17 protein-coding genes are annotated in these 21,798 nt (G+C 65.5%); 9 read left to right on the top strand and 8 right to left on the bottom strand.

Translation table 11 applies throughout. The annotated features are described in order from the left end of the window. Nucleotides 1-516: 516 nt before the first annotated feature. The 6 genes from AC2T4A_RS23075 (at nucleotide 517) to AC2T4A_RS23100 (ending at nucleotide 5,728) form a co-directional block, all read left to right on the top strand. A complete protein-coding gene (locus AC2T4A_RS23075) occupies nucleotides 517-1,914 on the top strand; it encodes an LLM class flavin-dependent oxidoreductase (protein ID WP_486741896.1) in 1,398 nt (465 codons plus the stop codon). Nucleotides 1,915-1,938: 24 nt separating this feature from the next. Next, nucleotides 1,939-2,736, top strand: a complete 798-nt coding sequence (locus AC2T4A_RS23080; protein WP_486741897.1) for a MetQ/NlpA family ABC transporter substrate-binding protein — start codon at nucleotides 1,939-1,941, stop codon at nucleotides 2,734-2,736. Nucleotides 2,737-2,992: 256 nt separating this feature from the next. Beyond that, nucleotides 2,993-4,054 carry a methionine ABC transporter ATP-binding protein gene (locus AC2T4A_RS23085; protein ID WP_486741898.1) on the top strand — a complete coding sequence of 354 codons (1,062 nt, stop codon included), beginning with the start codon at nucleotides 2,993-2,995 and terminating at the stop codon, nucleotides 4,052-4,054. Next, entirely contained in the window at nucleotides 4,047-4,691 is a 645-nt protein-coding gene (locus AC2T4A_RS23090) for a methionine ABC transporter permease (protein WP_486741899.1), read from the top strand. The genes AC2T4A_RS23085 and AC2T4A_RS23090 overlap by 8 nt, the downstream gene beginning before the upstream one ends. 135 nt (nucleotides 4,692-4,826) lie before the next feature. Beyond that, nucleotides 4,827-5,336 (top strand): hypothetical protein, encoded by a 510-nt coding sequence (locus tag AC2T4A_RS23095; protein ID WP_416746979.1) that lies wholly within the window; start codon nucleotides 4,827-4,829, stop codon nucleotides 5,334-5,336. A 38-nt stretch (nucleotides 5,337-5,374) separates the two neighbouring features. Continuing rightward, the gene (locus AC2T4A_RS23100) at nucleotides 5,375-5,728 is read left to right on the top strand and encodes a VOC family protein (RefSeq protein WP_478379433.1); all 354 of its coding nucleotides are present in this window, start codon (nucleotides 5,375-5,377) and stop codon (nucleotides 5,726-5,728) included. Nucleotides 5,729-5,808: 80 nt separating this feature from the next. Here AC2T4A_RS23100 and AC2T4A_RS23105 read toward each other — a convergent pair whose 3' ends face one another. Together AC2T4A_RS23105 and AC2T4A_RS23110 are read right to left on the bottom strand one after the other, a co-directional pair. Beyond that, entirely contained in the window at nucleotides 5,809-6,630 is an 822-nt protein-coding gene (locus AC2T4A_RS23105) for an alpha/beta fold hydrolase (RefSeq protein WP_486741900.1), read from the bottom strand. A gap of 139 nt (nucleotides 6,631-6,769) precedes the next feature. Beyond that, nucleotides 6,770-7,669 (bottom strand): LysR family transcriptional regulator, encoded by a 900-nt coding sequence (locus AC2T4A_RS23110; protein ID WP_486741901.1) that lies wholly within the window; start codon nucleotides 7,667-7,669, stop codon nucleotides 6,770-6,772. Nucleotides 7,670-7,785: 116 nt separating this feature from the next. On the opposite strand from AC2T4A_RS23110, the gene AC2T4A_RS23115 reads away from it, so the two are divergent. Together AC2T4A_RS23115 and AC2T4A_RS23120 are read left to right on the top strand one after the other, a co-directional pair. Next, nucleotides 7,786-8,778, top strand: coding sequence for an aldo/keto reductase (locus AC2T4A_RS23115; protein WP_486741902.1), 993 nt, complete (start codon nucleotides 7,786-7,788; stop codon nucleotides 8,776-8,778). Between the two features lie 67 nt (nucleotides 8,779-8,845). Next, entirely contained in the window at nucleotides 8,846-9,313 is a 468-nt protein-coding gene (locus AC2T4A_RS23120) for a thermonuclease family protein (protein ID WP_416746969.1), read from the top strand. A gap of 12 nt (nucleotides 9,314-9,325) precedes the next feature. Here AC2T4A_RS23120 and AC2T4A_RS23125 read toward each other — a convergent pair whose 3' ends face one another. The 5 genes from AC2T4A_RS23125 to AC2T4A_RS23145 all read right to left on the bottom strand — a co-directional run bounded on the left by AC2T4A_RS23125 (nucleotide 9,326) and on the right by AC2T4A_RS23145 (nucleotide 19,372). Then, nucleotides 9,326-10,126, bottom strand: coding sequence for a substrate-binding periplasmic protein (locus tag AC2T4A_RS23125; RefSeq protein WP_486741903.1), 801 nt, complete (start codon nucleotides 10,124-10,126; stop codon nucleotides 9,326-9,328). Nucleotides 10,127-10,226: 100 nt separating this feature from the next. Beyond that, nucleotides 10,227-12,944 carry a magnesium-translocating P-type ATPase gene (gene mgtA, locus AC2T4A_RS23130; RefSeq protein ID WP_486741904.1) on the bottom strand — a complete coding sequence of 906 codons (2,718 nt, stop codon included), beginning with the start codon at nucleotides 12,942-12,944 and terminating at the stop codon, nucleotides 10,227-10,229. A 292-nt stretch (nucleotides 12,945-13,236) separates the two neighbouring features. Further along, nucleotides 13,237-16,902 (bottom strand): translocation/assembly module TamB domain-containing protein, encoded by a 3,666-nt coding sequence (locus AC2T4A_RS23135; RefSeq protein ID WP_486743720.1) that lies wholly within the window; start codon nucleotides 16,900-16,902, stop codon nucleotides 13,237-13,239. A 14-nt stretch (nucleotides 16,903-16,916) separates the two neighbouring features. After that, nucleotides 16,917-18,644, bottom strand: a complete 1,728-nt coding sequence (locus tag AC2T4A_RS23140) for an autotransporter assembly complex protein TamA (RefSeq protein ID WP_416746963.1) — start codon at nucleotides 18,642-18,644, stop codon at nucleotides 16,917-16,919. 80 nt (nucleotides 18,645-18,724) lie between these two features. Beyond that, a complete protein-coding gene (locus AC2T4A_RS23145; RefSeq protein ID WP_486741905.1) occupies nucleotides 18,725-19,372 on the bottom strand; it encodes a GNAT family N-acetyltransferase in 648 nt (215 codons plus the stop codon). Between the two features lie 129 nt (nucleotides 19,373-19,501). On the opposite strand from AC2T4A_RS23145, the gene xthA reads away from it, so the two are divergent. Then, entirely contained in the window at nucleotides 19,502-20,314 is an 813-nt protein-coding gene (gene xthA, locus AC2T4A_RS23150; RefSeq protein WP_416746959.1) for an exodeoxyribonuclease III, read from the top strand. Between the two features lie 84 nt (nucleotides 20,315-20,398). Here xthA and AC2T4A_RS23155 read toward each other — a convergent pair whose 3' ends face one another. After that, nucleotides 20,399-21,691: a hypothetical protein gene (locus AC2T4A_RS23155; protein WP_486741906.1), complete on the bottom strand. Its 1,293-nt coding sequence runs from the start codon at nucleotides 21,689-21,691 to the stop codon at nucleotides 20,399-20,401. Between the last annotated feature and the right edge of the window lie 107 nt (nucleotides 21,692-21,798).

Genomic DNA, 21,798 nt, shown 5'->3' on the forward strand with positions numbered 1-21,798 from the left:
GGCGTTATCCGCCATGGCAGCTGTTTTTTGTAGGAGCGAGCTTGCTCGCGAACAGCCCGAGCATCCATCGGTTCGCGAGCGAGCTCGCTCCTACAGGCACCCGGCCAGCGATGTAGGGCGCATAACGCCTACGGCGTTATCCGCCATGGCAGCTGTTTTTTGTAGGAGCGAGCTTGCTCGCGAACAGCCCGAGCATCCATCGGTTCGCGAGCGAGCTCGCTCCTACAGGCACCCGGCCAGCGATGTAGGGCGCATAACGCCTACGGCGTTATCCGCCATGGCAGCTGTTTTTTGTAGGAGCGAGCTTGCTCGCGAACAGCCCGAGCATCCATCGGTTCGCGAGCGAGCTCGCTCCTACAGGCACCCGGCCGGCGATGTAGGGCGCATAACGCCTACGGCGCTATCCGCCATGGCAGCTGTTTTTTGTAGGAGCGAGCTTGCTCGCGAACAGCCCGAGTTCCAATCGGTTCGCGAGCAATCTCGCTCCTACAAGGGCACCGTCAGCAGGGATTTCCCATGAGCCAGAAGCAGATTCTCCTCAACGCCTTCAGCATGAATTGCGTCGGCCACATCAACCACGGTCTGTGGACCCACCCACGCGACCGCTCCACCGACTTCAACAAGCTCAGCCACTGGACCGACCTCGCCCGCCTGCTGGAAAAGGGTCTGTTCGACGGCCTGTTCCTCGCCGACATCCTTGGTGTCTACGACGTCTACCAGAACGGCATCGACCTCACTGCGAAAGAAGCCATCCAGCTGCCGGTGAATGATCCGCTGATGCTGGTCTCGGCCATGGCTGGAGCTACCCGGCACCTGGGCTTCGGCGTCACCGCCAACCTCACCTACGAGGCGCCCTACCCGTTCGCCCGCAGGCTCTCGACACTGGATCACCTGAGCGACGGCCGCGTCGGCTGGAACATCGTCACCGGCTACCTGGAAAGCACCGCCCGCGCCATGGGCCAGGAGCGGCAGATCGACCACGACCGCCGCTACGACCGCGCCGATGAATACCTGGAAGTGCTCTACAAGCTCTGGGAAGGCAGCTGGGAAGACGACGCGGTGCTCGCCGACCGCCAGCGCCGTCTCTATGCGCAGCCGGGCAAGGTGCACAAGGTCCGCCACCACGGCGAGTTCTTCGACGTCGAGGGCTACCACCTCAGCCAACCCTCGCCCCAGCGCACGCCGCTGCTGTTCCAGGCCGGCGCGTCCAATCGCGGGCTGGCCTTCGCCGCGCGCCACGCCGAGTGTGTCTTCGTCTCAGCACAGACCCGCGAAGCCACCCGCGTGCTGGTGGATCGCATCCGCCAGGCAGCGGTCGATGCCGGACGCCGGGCGGACGACATCAAGGTATTCATGGGTATCAACGTCATCGTCGCACCGACCGAGGCCGAGGCCCGCGACAAGCTCGCCGAGTACCGCCGCTTCGCCAGCGCCGAGGCAGGCCTGGCGCACTTCGCCAGCACCACCGGCATCGACTTTTCGCGCTATGCGCTGGACGAGCCGATCCGCTACGAGAAGACCAACGCCATCGAGTCCGCCACCAAGGCGCTGACCGTCGCCCGCACCGACGCCACGGTGCGCCAGTTGCTGGAGCAACTGGCCCTCGGCGGCCGCTACACCACGCTGGTGGGCAACCCACAGCAGGTCGCCGATGAGCTGCTGGGCTGGATCAACGACGCAGGCCTGGACGGCTTCAACCTGACCCGCACCGTGGAGCCGGAAAGCTACGCCGATTTCATCGAGTGGGTGGTGCCCGAATTGCAGAACCGCGGCGCCTACAAGACCGCCTACGCAGACGGCACCCTGCGGGAAAAACTCTTCGGCGCCGGCCGCGCCCGGCTGCCCGCGCGGCATGTCGGCGCGAGCTACCGCGCACAATCCGCCACTGGAGCGACTCCGGCCCTCTCTCTTTAAGCAGATCAAAAAGGATTCGTTGCCATGCATGCACGCTTCAAGCTTTCCCTCGGCCTTTCGCTGAGCCTCCTCGCCGCCGGCCTGGCCCAGGCCGCCGACACCCTGCGCCTGGGCACCACCGCAGCCTTCGCCCCGCCGCTGGAGGTGGCAGTGAAGGAAGCCGCCCAGCAGGGCCTGAAAGTCGAACTGGTGGAGTTCACCGACTGGAACGCGCCGAACATCACCCTCGACCACGGCGACATCGACGCCAACTACTTCCAGCACACGCCCTTCCTGGAGAACGCCAACCGCGAGGGCGGCCTGCATCTGAAGGCGTTCGCGCCGGGGATCATCAACAACATCGGCCTGTATTCGACCAAGTTCAAGGCCATCGCCGACCTGCCCGATGGCGCCAAGGTTGCCATCGCCAACGACCCGATCAACGGCGGCCGCGGCCTGCAACTGCTGCAGAAGGCCGGGCTGCTCAAGCTCAAGGATGGCGTGGGCTACAAGGCAACGCTGGACGATATCGTGGCCAACCCGAAGCACATCCAGATCATCGAACTGGAAGCCGTGCAGCTGGTGCGCGCGCTGGATGACGTCGACCTCGCCCAGGGCTACCCGCACTACATCCGCCTGGCCGGGACGATCGACCCGAACAGCGCGCTGCTGTTCGACGGTATCGAGAACAAGGAGTACGTCATCCAGTTCGTCACCCGCGATGACTACAAGGACCCGGACGGCAAGCTCAAGCAGTTCGTCGATCTCTACCAGCATTCACCGCAGGTCCGCGCCGCGCTGGACAAGGCCCACGGCTCGCTCTACCAGCCGGGCTGGAATTGACCCTGTAGGAGCGAGCTTGCTCGCGAACCATTCACCACCGCAGCGGGGTTCGTTCGCGAGCAAGGACTAGGCGTCCCCCTCGCTCCTACAAAGAGCACGCGCCCTCACCGTACCTACGTTCCTGGCAATAAAAGCGCAAGCGTTTATGTAGGAGCGGACTCCGTCCGCGATAGGTTCGCCTCGCGTCGGATGCCATCGCGGACGAAGTCCGCTCCTACGCCAGCTCTCGCTCCCAAACTCAGAACAGGCCCCCACCATGGTCAGCTTCAACCGCAATCTCGAACTCGCCACCCAGCACATTGCCCTGCGCGGGCTGGGCAAGACCTACGTCGGCCACCACGGCCCGGTGGAGGCGCTGAGCGACATCGAACTCTCCGTCCGCCGTGGCGAAGTGTTCGGCATCATCGGCCGCAGCGGCGCCGGCAAGAGCTCGCTGATCCGCACCCTCAACCGCCTGGAAAACCCCAGCGTCGGCCAGGTGTTGATCGACGGCGAGGACATCGGCACCTTCGACGCCCAGCAACTGGTCGGCCTGCGCCGTCGCGTCGGCATGATCTTCCAGCACTTCAACCTGATGTCGGCCAAGACGGTGGCGCAGAACATCGCCCTGCCCCTGCGCGTGGCTGGCGTGCCGAAGGCGCGCATCGCCGAGCGGGTCGACGAACTGCTGCAGCTCGTGGGGCTGGAAGACAAGCGCCACGCCTACCCGGCGCAACTCTCCGGCGGGCAGAAGCAGCGTGTCGGCATCGCCCGCGCGCTGGTGCACCAGCCGGAAATCCTGCTCTGCGACGAGGCCACTTCGGCGCTCGACCCGGAGAGCACCCAGGCCATCCTTGCACTGCTGCGCGACATCAACCGTCGCCTGGGCCTGACCATCGTGCTGATCACCCACGAGATGGCGGTGATCCGCGAAATCTGCGACCGCGTGGTGGTACTCGAACGCGGGCGCATCGTTGAGCAAGGCGACGTCTGGGAAGTCTTCGGCAACCCGCAGCATGAAGTCAGCCGCACCCTGCTCGGCTCGCTGCAGCAGCACCTGCCGCCGGACCTGCTGGCACGGCTGGAACACCCCTCGGACAACGAAGTCATCCTCGACCTGCACTACACCGGCGTGCGCGAACAGGAGCCCGACCTGCAGGCCATCGCCCAAGCCCTGGGCGGCCGCATCAGCCTGCTGCATGGCGGCATCGAGCGTATCCAGGGCCGCGCCCTCGGCCGTCTGCTGCTGAGCGTCGCCACCCCAGCCAGCAGCGCCCCGCAACTGCTCGAACGTGCCCGCGACGTTGCCGATCGCCTGGAGGTGCTCACCCATGCCTGATCGCCTGCTGCAAGGTCTGCTCGATACGCTGCTGATGATCGGCGCGTCTTCGGCCATCGTGTTCCTGGTGGGCATCCCGCTGGCCCTGGTACTGGTCACCACCGGCCCCGGCGGAATTTTCCAGGCGCGCCTGGTCAACCAGGGCCTGGGCAGCGTGGTCAATGTGCTGCGCTCGATTCCGTTCCTGATCCTGATGGTCGCACTGATTCCCTTCACCCGCCTGATCGTCGGCACCAGCTATGGCGTGTGGGCGGCGGTGGTGCCGCTGACCATCGCCGCCACGCCGTTCTTCGCACGCATCGCCGAGGTCAGCCTGCGCGAGGTCGACCACGGCCTGATCGAGGCCGCGCAGGCGATGGGCTGCCAGCCCCGGCACATCATCTGGAACGTGCTGCTGCCCGAGGCGCGGCCGGGCATCGTTGCCGGCTTCACCATCACCCTGGTGACCATGATCAACTCCTCGGCCATGGCTGGCGCCATCGGTGCCGGTGGCCTGGGCGACCTGGCCTACCGCTACGGCTACCAGCGCTTCGACACCCAGGTAATGCTGACCGTGATCATCCTGCTGGTAGCACTGGTGACCCTGATCCAGTTCGGTGGCGACCGTCTGGCGCGCTGGCTCAACAAGCGCCTGTGACGTTCGTCGGCTGAATCCGGCCAGGCCCCGCGCCCACACGGGTTGCGTCTAACCTGACAACACACCCGCCCCTCCGTGCCCAGGCACAGCTCGTGGATGCGTGGCGTCCCTGTGCCCACTGCGGAGGCGTTCGTCATGGCCAATCCCCTTTCCACCCTGGGTATCGTGCATACCGCCATCAGCCTGGTGCCGCTGGTTGCGGGCATCTGGGCCTTCTACCAGGCGGGGCGCATCGATCCGCGCAGCCCGGTCGGGCGCTGGTATGTGTACGGCATGATCCTCGGGGTGCTCACCGCCTTCGGTCTATCCAGTACCGGCGGCTTCAATGCCGGACATGCCATCGGCATCCTCTGCCTCATCGCCATTGCGGTGGGCAGCTATGCGCAACGGATCGGCGCGCTGGGCGGCCTGGGCGAATACCTGGAAACGGCAGCGATGAGCTTCAGCTTCTTCCTGATGATGATCCCCACGCTCAACGAATCCCTGTCGCGCCTGCCGCCGTCCAACCCCATCGGCCACGGTCCGGATTCGCCACCGGTACAGACGGCGGTGATGATCGCGCTGCTGCTCTTTGTCATCGGCGTGCTCTACCAGTTCTACCGCATCCACCGCCGCCGCATGCCACCGGCGCGTCCGGCACACTGACGGTCTATGCTGGCGGCGTCCCCATTTGGAGCGCCGCCATGACTGTCCGCCGCATCGTCGCCAACCTCGCCACCGGCAAGCCTGCCGAAGTCGCACGTTTCTATCGCGAACTGTTCGACCTGGAAATCGTGATGGACCACGGCTGGCTGATCACCCTCGCCAGCGGTGACAGCGCCCTGGCACAGATGAGCCTTGCCAGCGAAGGGGGCTCCGGCGCGCCGGTACCCGACCTTTCCATCGAGGTGGACAATCTCGACGAGGTGTATGAGCGTGCCCAGGCCGGCGGCCATGAGATCGCCTACACGCTGACCCTGGAACCCTGGGGTGTTCGGCGCTTCTACGTGCGCGATCCGCGGGGAACGCTGGTGAACGTGTTGCAGCACGTTCATTGAGCAGAGGGTTCGCGAGCAAGCTCGCTCCTACAGGAAGAGCACCCTGGCACCTGTAGGAGCGAGCTTGATCGCGAATGGCTTCAGCGATTGAGGAAGGCCAGCAAATCCTCGTTCACCTGATCGGCCAGGGTGGTGCACATGCCATGCGGGCCGCCCTTGTAGACCTTCAACTCGCCCTTCTGCACCAGTTCCACCGAGCGCTGGCCGGCGGCGCCGATGGGCACGATCTGGTCATCATCGCCGTGGAGAATCAGTGCCGGCACGTCGATCTTCTTCAGGTCTGCGGTGTAATCCACCTCGGAGAATTCATGGATGCACAGGTAGTGCCCCAGGTGCCCGCCGGTCATGCCCTGCAGCCAGAAGTTGTCGATCACGCCCTGGGACTTCTTCGCATTCGGCCGGTTGTACCCGTAGAACGGCAGCGCGAGGTCCTTGTAGAACTGTGAGCGGTCTTCCTTCACACCCTTGCGAATGCCGTCGAACACGTCGATCGGCAAGCCACCGGGGTTGGCCGCAGTCTTGAGCATCAGCGGCGGCACCGCGCCGATCAGCACCGCGCCGGAAAGGCGCTTGGTGCCATGGCGGCCGATGTAGTGCGCCACCTCGCCGCCACCGGTGGAGTGCCCCACCAGGGTCGCGCCCTTGAGGTCGAGCGCGTCGATCACCGCCGCCAGGTCGTCGGCATAGGTGTCCATGTCATTGCCCTTGGCCGGTTGGCCAGAGCGGCCGTGGCCGCGCCGGTCATGGGCGATGACCCGGTAGCCCTTCTGCACCAGGAACAGCATCTGCGCATCCCAGGCATCGGCGTTGAGCGGCCAGCCGTGGGAGAACACCACCGGCTGCCCGCTGCCCCAATCCTTGTAGAAGATCTCAGTGCCATCTTTCGCTTTGACGAAGCTCATTTAGGTCGTTTCCTTCAGGGAGTGGTTGAAAAGAAACGCCGCAACTTCAGCGACTGCGGACCGCTCTACGGCGGCCTTTAGCATAGCCAGCACGGTGACGTCGGCACCCGCTCCCGGCGGCTTTCCGACGAGCGACGGCTCAGCCGATGCCCGCCGCAAACACTCCGCCCAGCCAATCGGTGAACACCCGCAGGCGCCGCGACATCTGCCTGCGTACCGGGTACAGCACGCTCACCGGCAGCGGCGGCGGCTGCCAGCCGCGCAGCACTTCTACCAGCTCACCGCTGGCGAGTCCTTCGCGCAGGTGGTAGCGCGGTGCCTGGATCACACCGAAACCGGCGCGGCAGGCGGCAATGTAGGCGTCGGCGTTGTTCACCGAGATCCGGCTGGGCAGCCGCTGAGTGCGCAGTTGGCCGTCGAAGCGGAACTCCAGGTCGAAGATGCGTCCGCTGGAGGCCGACTGGTAATTGACCGCGAGATGCCCTTCGAGCCGATCCGGATGCTCGGGCAAGCCAAACTCCTGCACGTAGGCGCGGCTCACGCAGGTCAGTTGCTCCAGCTCGGCGATGCGCCGACCGACCAGGCTGGAATCCGGCAATTCACCTGCGCGCAGCACGCAGTCCACGCCCTCGCGCACCAGGTCCACCTGACGGTCATTCAGGCTCAGTTCCAACTCGATCTGCGGGTAGCGCCGGCAGAACTCCGGCAGCGCCGGGATCACCACCAGCCGCCCCAGCGAACTGGGCAGATCGATGCGCAGCTTGCCGCGCGGGTTGTCGGGCGAGTCCGAGAAGCAGTTCTCCGCCTCCTCCAGGTCTTCCAGCAGGCGCACGCAGCGTTCGTAGTAAGCCTGGCCGTCGGCGGTGACGCTGACCTGCCGCGTGGTGCGGCGCAGCAGTTGCACACCCAGGTGCATCTCCAGTTGCTGGATCAGCTGGGTCACGCTGGCGCGCGGCATCTGCAGGCTGTCCGCCGCCTTGCCGAAGGCCTTGAGTTCGACGATACGGGTGTAGACCTGCATGGCCTGCAAGCGGTCCATGGCGTACTCCGATTATTCATCCTGGCCAAATAGTTAAACCACAATCTGCCGGTTTATCCATGCCTGACAAACAACAAGAATGGTCCTGCCCCTTTCCTCACCTCGGAGAATCCCGCATGAAGACCCGTCGCCTGGGCTCGCAAGGCCCCGTCGTCTCCGCCATCGGCCTCGGCTGCATGGGCATGTCCGACTTCTACACCACCGGCAGCGATGAGGCCGAATCCATCGCCACCCTGCACCGCGCGCTGGAGCGGGGCATTACTCTGCTCGACACCGCCGACATCTATGGCCCGCACACCAACGAGGAACTGCTCGGCCGCGCCCTGAAAGGCAAGCGCGAGCAGGTCTTCCTCGCCACCAAGTTCGGCATCGTGCGCACCCCGGACCAACCGCAGGTACGCGGCGCCAATGGCAGCCCGGCGTATATCCGCCAGGCCGTGGAAGGCAGCCTGAAGCGCCTGGGCACCGACCACATCGACCTCTACTACCAGCACCGCGTCGACCCCAAGGTGCCGATCGAGGAAACCGTCGGCGCCATGGCCGAACTGGTGAAAGCCGGCAAGGTACGCTTCCTCGGCCTGAGCGAAGCCTCGGCAGAAACACTGGAGCGCGCACACAAGGTCCACCCGATCACCGCGCTGCAGAGCGAGTACTCGCTGTGGACCCGCGACCCGGAGGAAAGTGGCGTACTGGCCGCCTGCCAACGCCTGGGTGTTGGTTTCGTCCCCTACAGCCCGCTCGGTCGCGGCTTCCTCACCGGTGCGCTGAAGAGCCCCGAGGATTTCGCGCCGGACGACTACCGCCGCTCCAGCCCGCGCTTCACTGGCGAGAACTTCTCAAAGAACCTGCAACTGGTGGACAAGGTCGCCGAGCTGGCCGCTGCTCGCGGGGTCAAGCCCTCGCAACTGGCACTGGCCTGGGTGCTGGCCCAGGGCGAGCACCTGGTGCCGATCCCCGGCACCAAGCAGCGCAAGTACCTGGAGGAAAATGTCGCCGCCGTGGACCTGGCGCTGACACAGGCTGAACTGCTGGAGCTGGACGCGATCTTCCCGGCCGGGGCAGCCGCTGGCGGGCGCTACAGCGAACAGGTGATGGCGCTGATCCAGTAAAAGCTCTGCAACGGGGCTCCGATGGATGCTCGCAGCGGTTATGCTGACGGGGTCCACCGGAGGCTCCATGCGATTCGTTCCCGCCGCACTGTTCGTACTTTCCTTCCTTCCCCTCGCCGCCCACGCGGATGAGGAATGCCAGGTGACGGCCGTGTTCAGCGGCGACCAGCTGACCTGCCAGCGCGCGAATGGCAGCGACACCACTATTCACCTGCGCGGCATCACCGCCCCGGAACTGGAACAACCCTTCGGCCAGCGTTCCCGTGCGGCCCTGGTGCAACTCGCGCTGGGCAAGAGCGCCACCCTCAAGCACGCCGAGCAGCTACCCGACGGCAGCCTGCGCGCTGCGGTGTGGGTCACCCCGGCGGAATGCCCGAACTGCGGTCACACCCTGGACATTGGCCGCGCGCAGCTGAGCATCGGCCTCGCGCGCTGGCGGCAAAGCGACGCGCAGACGCCCGAGGAAGTCGGCCAATACCAGTTCGAGGAACACGAGGCCAAGGCACGCCGCACCAATCTCTGGCGCAAGCCCTGAGCTCAAGAGCCGTCAGTGACTGACGTAGTGCTGCAGGATGCGCCGGTCTTCGCCCGCGTCGATGAGCAGCTTGAGTACCTGCGCGTAGCGGCGAACGAACTCCTCATCCTGGGTGCGTTTGCTGAACGCGATTTCCGCCGACTCCGCTGACACCACTACGCCCGTGGGCTCGATGCGCTTGGCCAGCCCCAGCTGCTGCAGTTCGTACTGGCCACTGTGTTCGTCGGCGATGATGCCGTCGATGCGGCCCTTGTCGACCATGTGCCAGAGGTTGCTGCGGCTGGGGTTGAAGAACACCCGCGCGGCGAAGTCCGGGTCGGCCATCAGTTGGCGGTAGGGTTCGCCGTAGGACACGTCGATCTGCGCGCCGAGGCGGAAGCCGCTGCCGGGCAGGTCAGAGAGTTGCTGCAGGCTGTCACGCTGGGGCAACCCATGACGGACGAAGAGGATGTTCCGCGAAGGCGGCAATACGGCCCCGGAGAACCAGGCATAGACCTCGCGCTCCGGCTTGCGGAAGGCGCCGGGCAGTACGTCGAGACGGCCCAACTCGAGCTCCTTGAGCGCCCGTGCCCAGGGCAACTTGACCATCCGCACCTGGCATCCCAGGCGCTCCAGTACGGCACGGTTCAGATCGACGTAAAGGCCGCCGACGCTGCCGTCCGGCAGTTGCATGCTGAAGGGTGGATCGTCGTCCCAGCGCAAGGTCTTCTCGCAGGCGGCCAGCGGCACGCTGGCCAGCGCCAGGCCCAGCAGGACCAGGCATTTGAGGCGCACACGCAGGAGCAACGGCAGGCGAAGGGCTTGCAACGGCAAGTTCACGACTCACAGCAGGAAAAGACGGATACCTCAGTGTATTGAACCCGATGCCCGCGTGACCAGTGGTGATCGGGTTCGCACGTTGGTTCCGCTTTCCCTACTGCCAGCCATAGCGCCGGGCGAACCAGCCCTTCACCGTCTGAGTCAGCGCCATGTAGCCCAGGAGAATCGCCACCAGCCATGGCCAGTAGCCCAGCGGCAGCGCCTGCAGGCGGAAGGAGTGCGCCAGCGGCCCCATGGGCAGGAAGATCGCCACCGCGATTATCACCAGGGTCATGCCCAGCAGCGGCCAGGCGGCGCGGCTCTGCAGGAAGGGAATGCGCCGGGTGCGGATCATATGCACCACCAGCAGTTGCGAGATCAGCCCCTCGACGAACCAGCCGGACTGGAACAGCGTCTGGTGTTCCGGCGCGTTGGCGCCGAACACATGCCAGAGCACGAGGAAGGTAGCGATGTCGAAGATCGAGCTGATCGGCCCGAAGAACACCATGAAGCGCCCCAGCCCGTCCGGATTCCATTGCTGCGGCTTGCGCAGCAGCTCGTCGTCGACATGGTCGAAGGGAATGGCGATCTGCGACAGGTCGTAGAGCAGGTTCTGCACCAGCAGTTGCAGCGGCAGCATCGGCAGGAAGGGAATGAAGGCGCTGGCCACCAGCACGCTGAACACGTTGCCGAAGTTGGAGCTGGCCGTCATGCGGATGTACTTGAGCATGTTGGCGAAGGTGCGCCGCCCTTCGATCACGCCCTCCTCCAGGACCATCAGGCTCTTCTCCAGGAGGATCAGGTCGGCAGCTTCCTTGGCGATGTCCACCGCCGAATCCACCGAGATACCGATGTCCGCCGTGCGCAGCGCCGGGGCGTCGTTGATGCCGTCCCCGAGGAAACCGACCACGTGGCCACGCTCACGCAGCACGCGCACCAGGCGCTCCTTGTGGCTGGGGGTGAGCTTGGCGAACAGCGTGGTGCATTCGGCTACTTCGCCCAGCGCGGCATCATCCAGTTCGTCCAGCTGCGGTCCGAGGAGGACGCCCTCGACCACCAGCCCCACATCACGGCAGACCTTCAGACTCACCCGATCGTTGTCGCCGGTCAGCACCTTCACGGCCACGCCGTTCTCGGCCAATGCCCGCAGCGCGGGCGCGGTGGTTTCCTTGGGCGGATCGAGGAAGGCGATGTAGCCAGCCAGGCACAACTCGCTCTCGTCGGCCACGCCATAGGTATCACGGGTGGGCGGCAGCTCGCGGGTGGCCACGGCGACCACCCGCAGACCTTCCTGGTTGAGCCCATCGGCGACCGCGCGGATGTTTTCCAGGCGCGCCCCGGTGAGCGGCTCGATGCCATCGGCGGTTTCCACGGTGACGCAGACCGACAGCACCTCCTCCAGCGCGCCCTTGCAGATCAGCAGGTGATTGTCCTCGCGTTCGCTGACCACCACCGACATCCGTCGGCGGGCGAAATCGAAGGGAATCTCGTCGAGCTTGCGGAAGCGACTGTCCACCTTCAGCGCATGGCGCAGCTCGACGTGTTCGAGTACGGCGACGTCCAGCAGGTTCTTCAGCCCGGTCTGGTAATGGCTGTTGAGGAAGGCCAGTTGCAGCACGCGGTCCTGCACCTGGCCGAAGGCGTCGGTGTGGCGCTCGAGAACGATGCGGTCCTGGGTCAGCGTGCCGGTCTTGTCGGTGCAGAGGATGTCCATGGCGCCGAAGTTCTGGATGGCGTCCAGGCGCTTGACGATCACCTTGCGCCGGCTGAGTACCACCGCGCCCTTGGCCAGGGTCGAGGTGACGATCATCGGGAGCATTTCCGGGGTCAGCCCAACCGCGATGGACAGCGCGAACAGTGCGGCCTCCAGCCAGTCGCCCTTGGTGAAACCGTTAATCAGCAGGACTACCGGCGCCATCACCAGCATGAAGCGGATCAGCAGCCAGCTGACGCGGTTGACACCGGTCTGAAAGGCTGTCGGCGTGGGATCGCTGGCGATCACCCGCTCGGCAAGGGAGCCGAAGTAGGTGCGCGTACCGGTGCCGATGACCACCGCCAGGGCGGAGCCGCTGACCACCGTGGTGCCCATGAAGCACAGGCTGTCACGCTCCAGCGGGTTGCCCTGGCGGGCGTCGCGCAGTTGGGCGAATTTTTCCACCGGCAGGGACTCGCCGGTAAGCGCGGCCTGGCCGACGAACAGGTCCTTGGCACTGAGCAGGCGTACATCCGCCGGCACCATGTCGCCCGCTGACAGCCACAACACATCGCCCGGCACCAGCTCACGGATCGGCACCTCCACCCGCTGCGCGGAGCCGTCGCCCTCGGCGCTGCGGAACACCGTGGCGGTGTTGCTGACCATTGCCTTGAGCTTCTCGGCGGCGCGGTTGGAGCGTTTCTCCTGGATGAAACGCAGCAGCGTGGAAATACCCACCATGCTGCCGATCACCACGGCAGCCTCGACGTCCTCGGTGAACCAGGAAATGGTCGCCAGCACGGTGAGCAGCAGGTTGAAAGGATTGCAGTAGCAGTACCACAGGTGCATCCAGGCGCCGATGGGTCGGTCCTGGTCGACCTCGTTGAGCCCATCGCGCTGCCGACGCTCGCCTGCCTCTGTCTCGTTCAACCCGTCGCGCCGGCTTTCCAGGCGATCCAGCACCGAGGCCGGCTCCAGTGCGGACCACTCCAGCAAGGCCGCGGTCAGCGCATTGGGCGCCAGCCTTCCGGCGGCAGCGCCGCGCAACAGGTCGCGTGCGGCCAGACGGCGCAGCTGACGGGCCGGGAAGCCCTTGTTGATGAATTCGAGCAGGTGGGTCCTGATCAGGTCCAGGCGCATGATGACTCTCCCCTTGTGCGCCACATCGTCCGGCGGCGGGGGCAGTCTGTGCTGGCTACCTTAAGGGGCCATGAAGGCTGCCGGAGTGCCAGAGCAAGCCGGTCTTGCAGGGATCGTAGGGCGCATAACGCCTCAGGCGTTATCCGCCAGCGCGGCGAGCAATCCGTTCCGGATTACTCGCCCTACGTTCAGACTCCCTGTAGGAGCGAGCTTGCTCGCGAACACCACTGTGGCAGTCCGCTCGGAAGGCAGGTCACGGGGCTCGCGAGCAAGCTCGCTCCTACGTAAAGCCTCAGAAGTCACGTTTGTAGAAGATGTCCAGCGAGCTGGCCAGGCCGCTGGCAGCCTCCAGGTAGACCTTCTTGCTAAGCAGGTAGCGCAGCGCGATGGTGTTGGCCGGTTCGAACACGCCCACCCCATAGCGCAGGCTGAGCTTGTCGGAGAGCTGGCCGCTGGCGACCACGCTGGTGCTGTTGCCGGTTCCCTCGGTGTCTAGCTGGAAGTCCTGGATGCCCAGCTTCTGCGCCACTTCGCCGGTCAGCGGTGCGCTGCCTGCGAGCCCGAGCGCCAGGGCGGCTTCACCGAGCATGTTGCTATCCTCGCCGCTGGACATCGGCCGGCCCAGCACCAGGTAGGACAGCGCCTGCTGCTGGCTCATGGCGGGCTCGGAGAACACCTCGCTGCGCGGCTGCTCGGCATTGCCGGTCAGGCGCAGGCCGGCAACCACGTCGTCGACCTTGCGGATCGCCTCGACATCGAGGAACGGTTGGTCGATGGGCCCGGCGAACAGCAGGCGTGCTCGGCGAATGGTCAGCTTCTGGCCATAGGCACGGTAGCGGCCATTGTTCAGGCGCAGCTCGCCACGGGTGTCCATGTTGTCGCCGATGTGCACCTGCCCGGCCAACTCGGCATTCAGACCGAAGCCACTGAAGGTCAGCTTGTCACTGCCGACCTTGACGTCGATGTCCATGTTCAGCGCCAGGGCGCTTTTGGGTTCCTGCTTCGCGCCGACGATCACGGTGTCGTCGGAGACCTTGACCGTGGACGGCGGCAACTGGCGGATGGTGATGGCGCCACGCGGCACCTGCACCGAACCGGAAACGGCGAGCCTTTCACCCGCCATCTGCACGGTGAGATCCGGCTCGACTTCCAGGTTGGCGTAGGGCTCGACGGTCACCGGCAGGCGGCTGCCGCGCAGCTTCACATCGACATCCAGGCCGCTGGCCCAGGCGATGCGGCCGGACAGGCTGCCATTGCCGTTCCCTCCTGCCTTCCAGTCACCGCTCAGATCCACCTGCTCGCCGGCGATACGCGCGGTGACCTGCAACTGCTCGAAACGGGTCGGCAGGTCGCCGCCGGAGATTTCGCCGTCGTTCAGGCGCAGTTCGCCGTCTATCCGCGGCGCCAGCAGGCCACCGGAAATCTGCCCGCTGCCATTGAGGTGGCCCTTGAGGGTTTCCACCATGGGCGCGAACGGCCGGGCCACGGAAATGTCCAGCCCGTTGAGGCTGAAGGTGCCGCTCACTGGCTTGGCTTTCGGCCGCGGGTCGAGCTGGACCTGCGCCTGCAGGCTGCCGAGCTTGTCGCCGAGGAACTGCAGGCTGGTGTCGATGCGACGAGGCGTCAGGCGACTCTCCAGTTGCAGTCGCTGGTAAGGGAAGTCGACCCAGTCTTCCTGCTCCTTGATACGCAGGGTACCGTTGTTGGCATTGATCAGGATGGAGCCGTTGGGGCCGCTGGCAGGCAGGTCGAGCTGCACGTCGCCGTCGAGCTTGCCCTTCCAGGCGAAGTCTTCGGGCAGCCAGCGAGCCAGACTGTCCAGCGGGAACTCACGCAGGTGCATGCGCAGGCGCGGGTCCGGCATCAACCGCTGGTCTTCCATGCACAGGCTGGCGGGTCCGGAAGCCCAGCAGTGGGCGCCGAGGTTGATGCGCCCGTCCGCCAGGCGCTCCAGGCGCGCCGGCTGTTGCAGGCGCCAGTCCTGGCCACCGCTCTGGATCTCCCCCTTGGCAAGGCGCCCGCGCCAATCCTTGCCGTTCCAGTCGCCGTCCAGGCCGAGGTCGAGCACGACCGGCTTGCCCTGTAGGTTAAGCGCCAGCTGTTGGCGCTTGAGGTCGCCGCTGCCGTCCAGTTTGAGCACGCCGAAATCCGTGTCACCGCTGTGCAGCCCTTGGGCCGTCAGGTTTATCCGGCCACGCTGGGCAGCATCCAGGGAGGCGGTCAGATCCAGCGCGCGCAGGCCCTGGTCGGCGTAGGCGACGCGCTGGCCGTCGAGCTTCAGCTGCCCTTGCGGTGCCTGCAACGTGCCAGCCAGATCAAGGCGGCCGCTGATCTGGCCGAACAGTTGCGGCCACAACTGGCCGAGGCGATTCAAGGCGATGTCGAGCCGACCGGAGAGCCGCTGGTCCAGCGCGGCTTGCCCGCTGATGCGGTTGTCGCCCAGCTGCAACGCCAGGCCATCGACCTTCCACGCCTGCCCCGCCGCCGAGGCGTTCGCCTTGAAGGTGGCCGGCTGGCCGCGCAGACGGCCCTGAAGGTCGAGGTTGGCGTCGAGGTTCAGCGTCTCGCCCTTGAGCGAGCCCTTGCTGCGCAGCGGCCCGCCGAGGCGGCCGGGCATCTCTTCGAGCCAGTAGGCCGGATCGAGATCGGCCAGATCAAGGGCGGCATCCCAGGTCACCGCATTGGCGAAACCGACCTTCAGGTGCCCTTCGGCTTTGCCCTGCCCTGCCACCAATTTCAGCGACGGCAGGAAGACTTCCGCGAGGTTGCCCGACACCGGGCTGGCCAAAGTGAAGTCGCCGGCCGGCCCCTTGAAGGCACCGTCAAAGTTGCCCAGGTAAGCACCGTCGCTGTAGCTCACTTCGGCCTTGAAGGTATGCACGCTCACCGGAGGCTCGTCGATGGCCGGGTACAGGCGACGCCAGGGGAAGTCCAGCCAGTCGAGCTGGGCGTTGGCGGCGAAGGCGTCCTTCCAGTCGAGGCGGCCGGTCAGCGCCACGCGCTGGTCCTTGGCGGCGCTCAGGTCGAGCGCGGCGATGTCTGCGCCCTCTGCATCGACGCGTCCGCGCAGGGTCAGCACCACCGGACTTTCCTCGGCAGGCAGCACGGCGGCACCGGCCAGTTGGTAGCCATCCTTGAGGTTGCCGCTGGCATTCAGGCGCAGCTGGTTCAGCGTCAGGGTGTCGGGCAGCGAGGCATCCGCCTTGAAGCCGTCGGCGGTCACCAGTGCAGTGGCCGGCAGGTTCTCGGCCAACGGCTGCAGGTCGCCGTCCAGGTTGCCGTTCAGGTAACCACTGCTCTGCGCCTGCAATTTGAGGTGCCCCATCAGCTCGCCCTTGGCCTGCAGTTGCAAGGTCCAGGGCTTCTCACCCGGCGCCGGCAGCCCAAGAGTGCCCTCCGCCTCCAGCGGCCAGCCCTGGGTCGGCTTCAGCAAGCCCTTGAGCGACAGGTCCAGACCATCGCGCGCGAGCTTCACCGAGTCGATGTGCAAGCCTTCATGGTCCCAATGCGCCGCCAACTCGGCGTCGCGCAGCTGCTCCTGGCCATCGAGCAGGAAGCGGCCGATGCGGATGTCACCCAGCTCCAGCGACAGCGGCAGGCTCAGGTCGGGCAGTTCGATGGGGCCGGACGATTCGCTCGGTTCGCTCGGCGGCAGGGTCAACAGCACTTCTTTGGCCACGACCTTGTGCAGGCACAGGGTCATGCGCAGCAGGCAGGCAGGCGACCAGTCGATCTGCGGCTGGTCGAGCACCAGGTGGGTGGCGCCGTCGGTCCATTCCAGGCGCTTGGCGCTGAAGCCACCGGCAAGGCGGCCATCGAATGCATCGACGCTCAGGCCCGGCACCCAACTCAGCACCGCTCGGCTGCCGGCGGGCGTGCCGGTCAATGCCGCGACGGCGATCACCAACAGCAGCGTCAGCCCGAGCAGGCCACCCAGGCTCCAGCGCAGCGTGCGCATCCAGCCGGCGCGACTCATAGTTCAGGCCCCATGGAGAAGTGCAGGCGGATGCCGCCGTCCTCGTCCAGGCCGTCGGCGAGGTCCAGGCGCAGCGGGCCGACCGGGGAAATCCAGCGGATACCGATACCGACGCCGGTCTTTATCGAGGGGAAGTCCAGCGAGTTGAACGAGTTGCCCTGGTCGACGAAGGCCGCAACACGCCAGCGCTCGGCGATGGGGTACTGGTACTCGACGCTGCCGGCGACCATGTAGCGGCCACCGATGCGGTCACCATCGGAGTTCTTCGGCGACAGCGTCTGGTAGTCATAACCACGCACACTCTGGTCGCCGCCGGCGAAGAAGCGCAGCGACGGTGGGATCGCGCTGTAGTCGTTGGTGGCGATGCCGCCGACCTGGATACGTCCGAGCAAGCGCTGCCCACCCCAGAAACTGGTCACGCCCTTGGCCATGGCATTGATGTGGGCAACGTCGGCATCCGCCAGCAGTCCTTCCTTGGCACCTTTCACCTCGAACTGCAGGCGGTAGCCCTTGCCGGGGTCGATCTTGTTGTCGGCTTCGAGGATCGAGTAGCCGATGCCCGGCATCAGGAAGCTGCTCAGGCCCGAATCGTCGCCCAGCTTGTACTCTTCGCGCTGCCAGTTCAGCGAGACCACCCGCTGCCAGCCGCTGTCGAGCTTGTGGTGCCACTCACCGCCAAGGGTCAGCAGCTTGCTCTCGGTGTCCACCAGGTCTTCGTACTGGTAGCCGCTGGTGAAGCGCAGCTTGTCGGTGAGCGGCGGGTCCAACGGAATCTCGTACCAGGCGCCGACGTTCTGCCGGGGCGCGGAAACCTCCGCCTCGAAGCCCAGGCTGTGGCCCTGCGGATTGACCCAGTGACGGGTCCAGGTGGCCCGTGCGCGGGGGCCCACGTCAGTCGAGAAGCCCAGTCCGAGGCCCATGGTGCGCGGCTTGCGCGCCTCCAGGTGAACGTGCACCGGGACCACCTCGGCATCGGCATTGGTCGGCGCGGCATCGACCCGCACGCCGTCGAAGTAGCCGCTGGACTGCAAGGCCTGGTTGAGATCGGCGATCTGCTCGGAGTCGTAGTCAGCGCCTTCCTTGAACGGCACCATGCGCTGCAGCAGGTCCTCGTCGAAGGGGAAGTCGCCGGCGAAGTCGACCTTGCCCAGGCGGTAGCGCGGCCCACTGGCGTATACCAGTTCGATGTCCGCTACGCCGGCCTCGGGATCGACGCGCAACTGCTGCTGGGTGAACTGGCCGCGGAAGAAACCGAAGCGCGACGCCTGGTTCTGGATCAGCCGCTTGGCGTCCTCATAGGCGCCGTGATTGAGCTGTGCGCCCGGTTTCAGGGCATCACCGCCGGGAACCCGAAAGCTCTTGAGCTTGGCGGCGGGACCTTCGACGCGCACAGTCACGTTGCGCAAGTGAATAGGCTCACCGGGTCGGACATTGATCCGCAGCGTGGGCACCTTGTCATCGGTCACCCGTCCGCGGATGCGCGCCTGGTAGTAACCCAAAGCCTGGGCGGCCTTCTGCGCCTGCTCTACGGCGTTGCGCCGGAATCTTTGCAGGGCCGCCTGATCACGCTCGCCAAGGCTGCCCAAGTAGGCCTCGATATTGGCCTTGAGCGCAGCGTTGGCGGGGGTGATACGAACGTCGAGATGGGCTTCGGCCGCCAGGGCCCTCTGCAAGCAGAAGGCCATTACCAGCAGCAGCCCAAGCAATCCTTGGACAACTCTCATGGCGCGAAATGCTAGCACGGGTTTTCCCCGTATTGCCTTCCTTCAAGCCGTAGGAGGTGTCTGAGGATTCACAGCGCCGGCTATCCCGCAGACGCTTTCACCACCTCGTGCCCATGGGTGGGATGGAACAGCACATGCTCGCGGATCGGCCCCAGCGCCACCTCGCCCAGCTCCTCGTAACCGTGGCGTCGGTAGAACTCCAGGTAGCGTGCGTTGCCCGTATCCAGCACCAGCCCCTGGGAACCGCCGTCCTCGGCGCACCAGGCATGCAGCGCGTCCAGCAACTGTTCGCCCAGGTGCTTGCCCTGGAACTCAGGGTGCACGCCGATCAGTGGCAGGATGTGATAAGGCCCGGGTGGCAGGCAGCCGAGCACGGCCGCGTGGTAGTCCAGGTAGCGCCGGGTGCAACCCAACCCGGTGGTGAGCAGCATGCGCATGCGCCAGAACCAGCTCTCGGTGACGTCCAGGCGACGTTGCGGCGGAACCACCAACGCCACCCCCACCAGGCGGTCGTCGATCAGCAGGCCGATCGCCGGCAGCTCCTCGAGGAAGTGCTGGTTGACCAGCTCGCGGACGGTCGCACGCACGCGCTGGTCAAATCCGGCGCGGTCGGACTCGAACAGGTAGGCGAAAGTGGGTTCGTGGCGGTAGGCGTGGTACAGCAGCGAGCGGACTTCACCGCTGTAGTTGCCGTCCAGCAGACGGACTTCGGCGAGGGTATCAGGCATGCGGACGCCTCTTCGTGTGAGTTCTTCTTATGGTTATGAGTCCAGCCACAAAACCCTAGCAGCGCCTAGCCGGGGTCGCCAGGGTCGGCCAACCTGGGCTAGCATCGTGCTTTTGCCAGGGCGCCCAGGATGAAAATCGTCTCCTTCAATATCAACGGTTTGCGCGCACGTCCCCACCAGCTCCAGGCGATCATCGAGCGCCACCAGCCGGACGTGATCGGCCTGCAGGAAACCAAGGTCGCCGACGAGCAGTTCCCCCGCGAGGAGATCGAAGCCCTCGGCTACCACGTGCACTACCACGGGCAGAAAGGCCACTACGGGGTCGCCCTGCTGTCCCGCCAGGAACCGCTGGAGCTGCAGCGCGGCTTCCCCAACGACGGCGAGGAATCCCAGCGGCGCTTCATCTGGGGCACCTTCAAGGACGCCGAAGGCCAGCTCATTACCGTGATGAACGGCTACTTCCCGCAAGGTGAAAGCCGCGACCATCCGGTGAAATTCCCCGCCAAGCAACGCTTCTACGCCGACCTGCAGGACCTGCTGGAAACCCGTTTCCAGCCCGACCAGCAACTGATCGTGATGGGCGACATCAATATCTCCCCGGAAGACTGCGACATCGGCATCGGCGAGGAGAACCGCAAGCGCTGGCTGAAGACCGGCAAGTGCAGCTTCCTGCCGGAAGAACGCGAATGGCTCGCCCGCCTCAAGGGCTGGGGCCTGGTGGATAGCTTCCGCCTGCAGAACCCGAGCGTTGACGACCGTTTCAGCTGGTTCGACTACCGCAGCCGCGGCTTCGAGGACACCCCCAAGCGCGGCCTGCGCATCGACGTGATCCTCGCCTCCGAGGCCCTGCGCGGGCGCATCGCCGAAACCGGCGTGGACTACGACATCCGCGGTATGGAAAAGCCCTCGGACCACGCGCCGATCTGGTTGCAACTCAAGTAACACCCGCGAATGAAAAAGCCCGGCCAGTGCCGGGCTTTCTTTTCGTCTCCGCTGCCGTCGAACCGACAGCAGAAGGCCGCCATGTCAGGCTTCGTCGCCAGTGGCAACCGACTGGCTGATCGCACTGTAGGTGGTGTTGAAGCGTACGGTCTCGTTGAAGCCCCTGACGATGACACCGAAGCGCTCCTTGGCGTCGAGCAGTTGCTTGAAGCGATCGGCCAACTCGGCCCCCTGCCGCTGCAGGCCGATTTCACGCTCGTCCAGCTCCTGGGTGCGGGCGCGTACCTGGCTCAGTTGGCGCTCGATATTCTGCTGCTCCTGATTCAGAACCTCGGCGCGCTTGTTGGTGGCGCGGTCACGGCCATCAACGGTTTCAGCCAGGGATTGCAGCGCACTGCTGCGCTCGGCAAGCACGGCGGCATTCTGTTCGGCAATTCGCTCGATTTCGTACTTCTCATCCTGCAGACGCTGCTCCAGCTGGGCCAGACGGTCTTCGCGTTCGACCAGTTGGCGCTCACGCTCAACGGTAGCCAGGCGACGTTCCTCGAGCGCCTCACGCATCTTCACGTTTTCCAGCTTCTGCTGCGACAGGCCCTGAGCCATGCCAGCCAGCGAGTCGAGGGTGGACTGTACGTCGAGCAGCACACCATCGGTCTCCATGGCGGGGGACTGGACGGAGGTCCCGGAAGGCTGGAATTGAGCTTGTGCGTTCATGGTGGAGAGTTCCTCGTGGGAATATTGAGACTGGGGAGAAAGCGATTGGTCTGCACTGCCGGCCACTGCGAAACCCGACGCCATCGCATCGAGGGCGCCGACCGAGTTGATCTGCGGCAGAACTGCCTCGGCGCTCAGCGGAGCCGGGGGCTCGCTCAATTCGCGCTCCGCGCCGGCGCATTCATGGGACTGTTCAGCGGCAGACCCCATGCTGGAACAAGCCGATGCCAGCTCGGCCAGGTCTCTTTCCAATAGATCGAAGGCCTCCAGAGCCGGTGGCTCCGCGCCCTGCACCGCACTGACTTGTGCCAGGTCGCTGTCCGTGCAGAACGACTGGAACTGTTTTGAAGGCTCCGTACAGGCGGGCTCATCCGTTCCGCTCTCGTCGACAGAGCTCTCCACTGCGGTTGCCTCCGCCTCACTCGGAATATGCCCCGTCGACAGGGAAGGACGTGGCGAACCTTTGGCACGCAGCGACACGGCGTTCGGGAAGCGGAACAGTGGCTTGCTTCGCTCGGCAATCTGGCCGGCTGCAAGAGACATGGTTGCCTGCTCGGATTGCCCCGAGGCATTCATGGCGAGCCCGCCATGATCCTCTTGCCCTTCGAACTGATGCGTATCTGATGTCATGAAACGTACTGCCCTGAGGGTGATCGACCTCACGTCAACCCCCGCATCGCCCGGCGTCCCGAAGCGTGCCAATGGTTAGGTGATTGGTTAGCCCCGCGACTCCGTGGATTTGACGGCGCGAAGCAGGTTGCAGGTCGAAT

It is taken from the genome of Pseudomonas sp. PVC-3-1 (assembly GCF_057444315.1).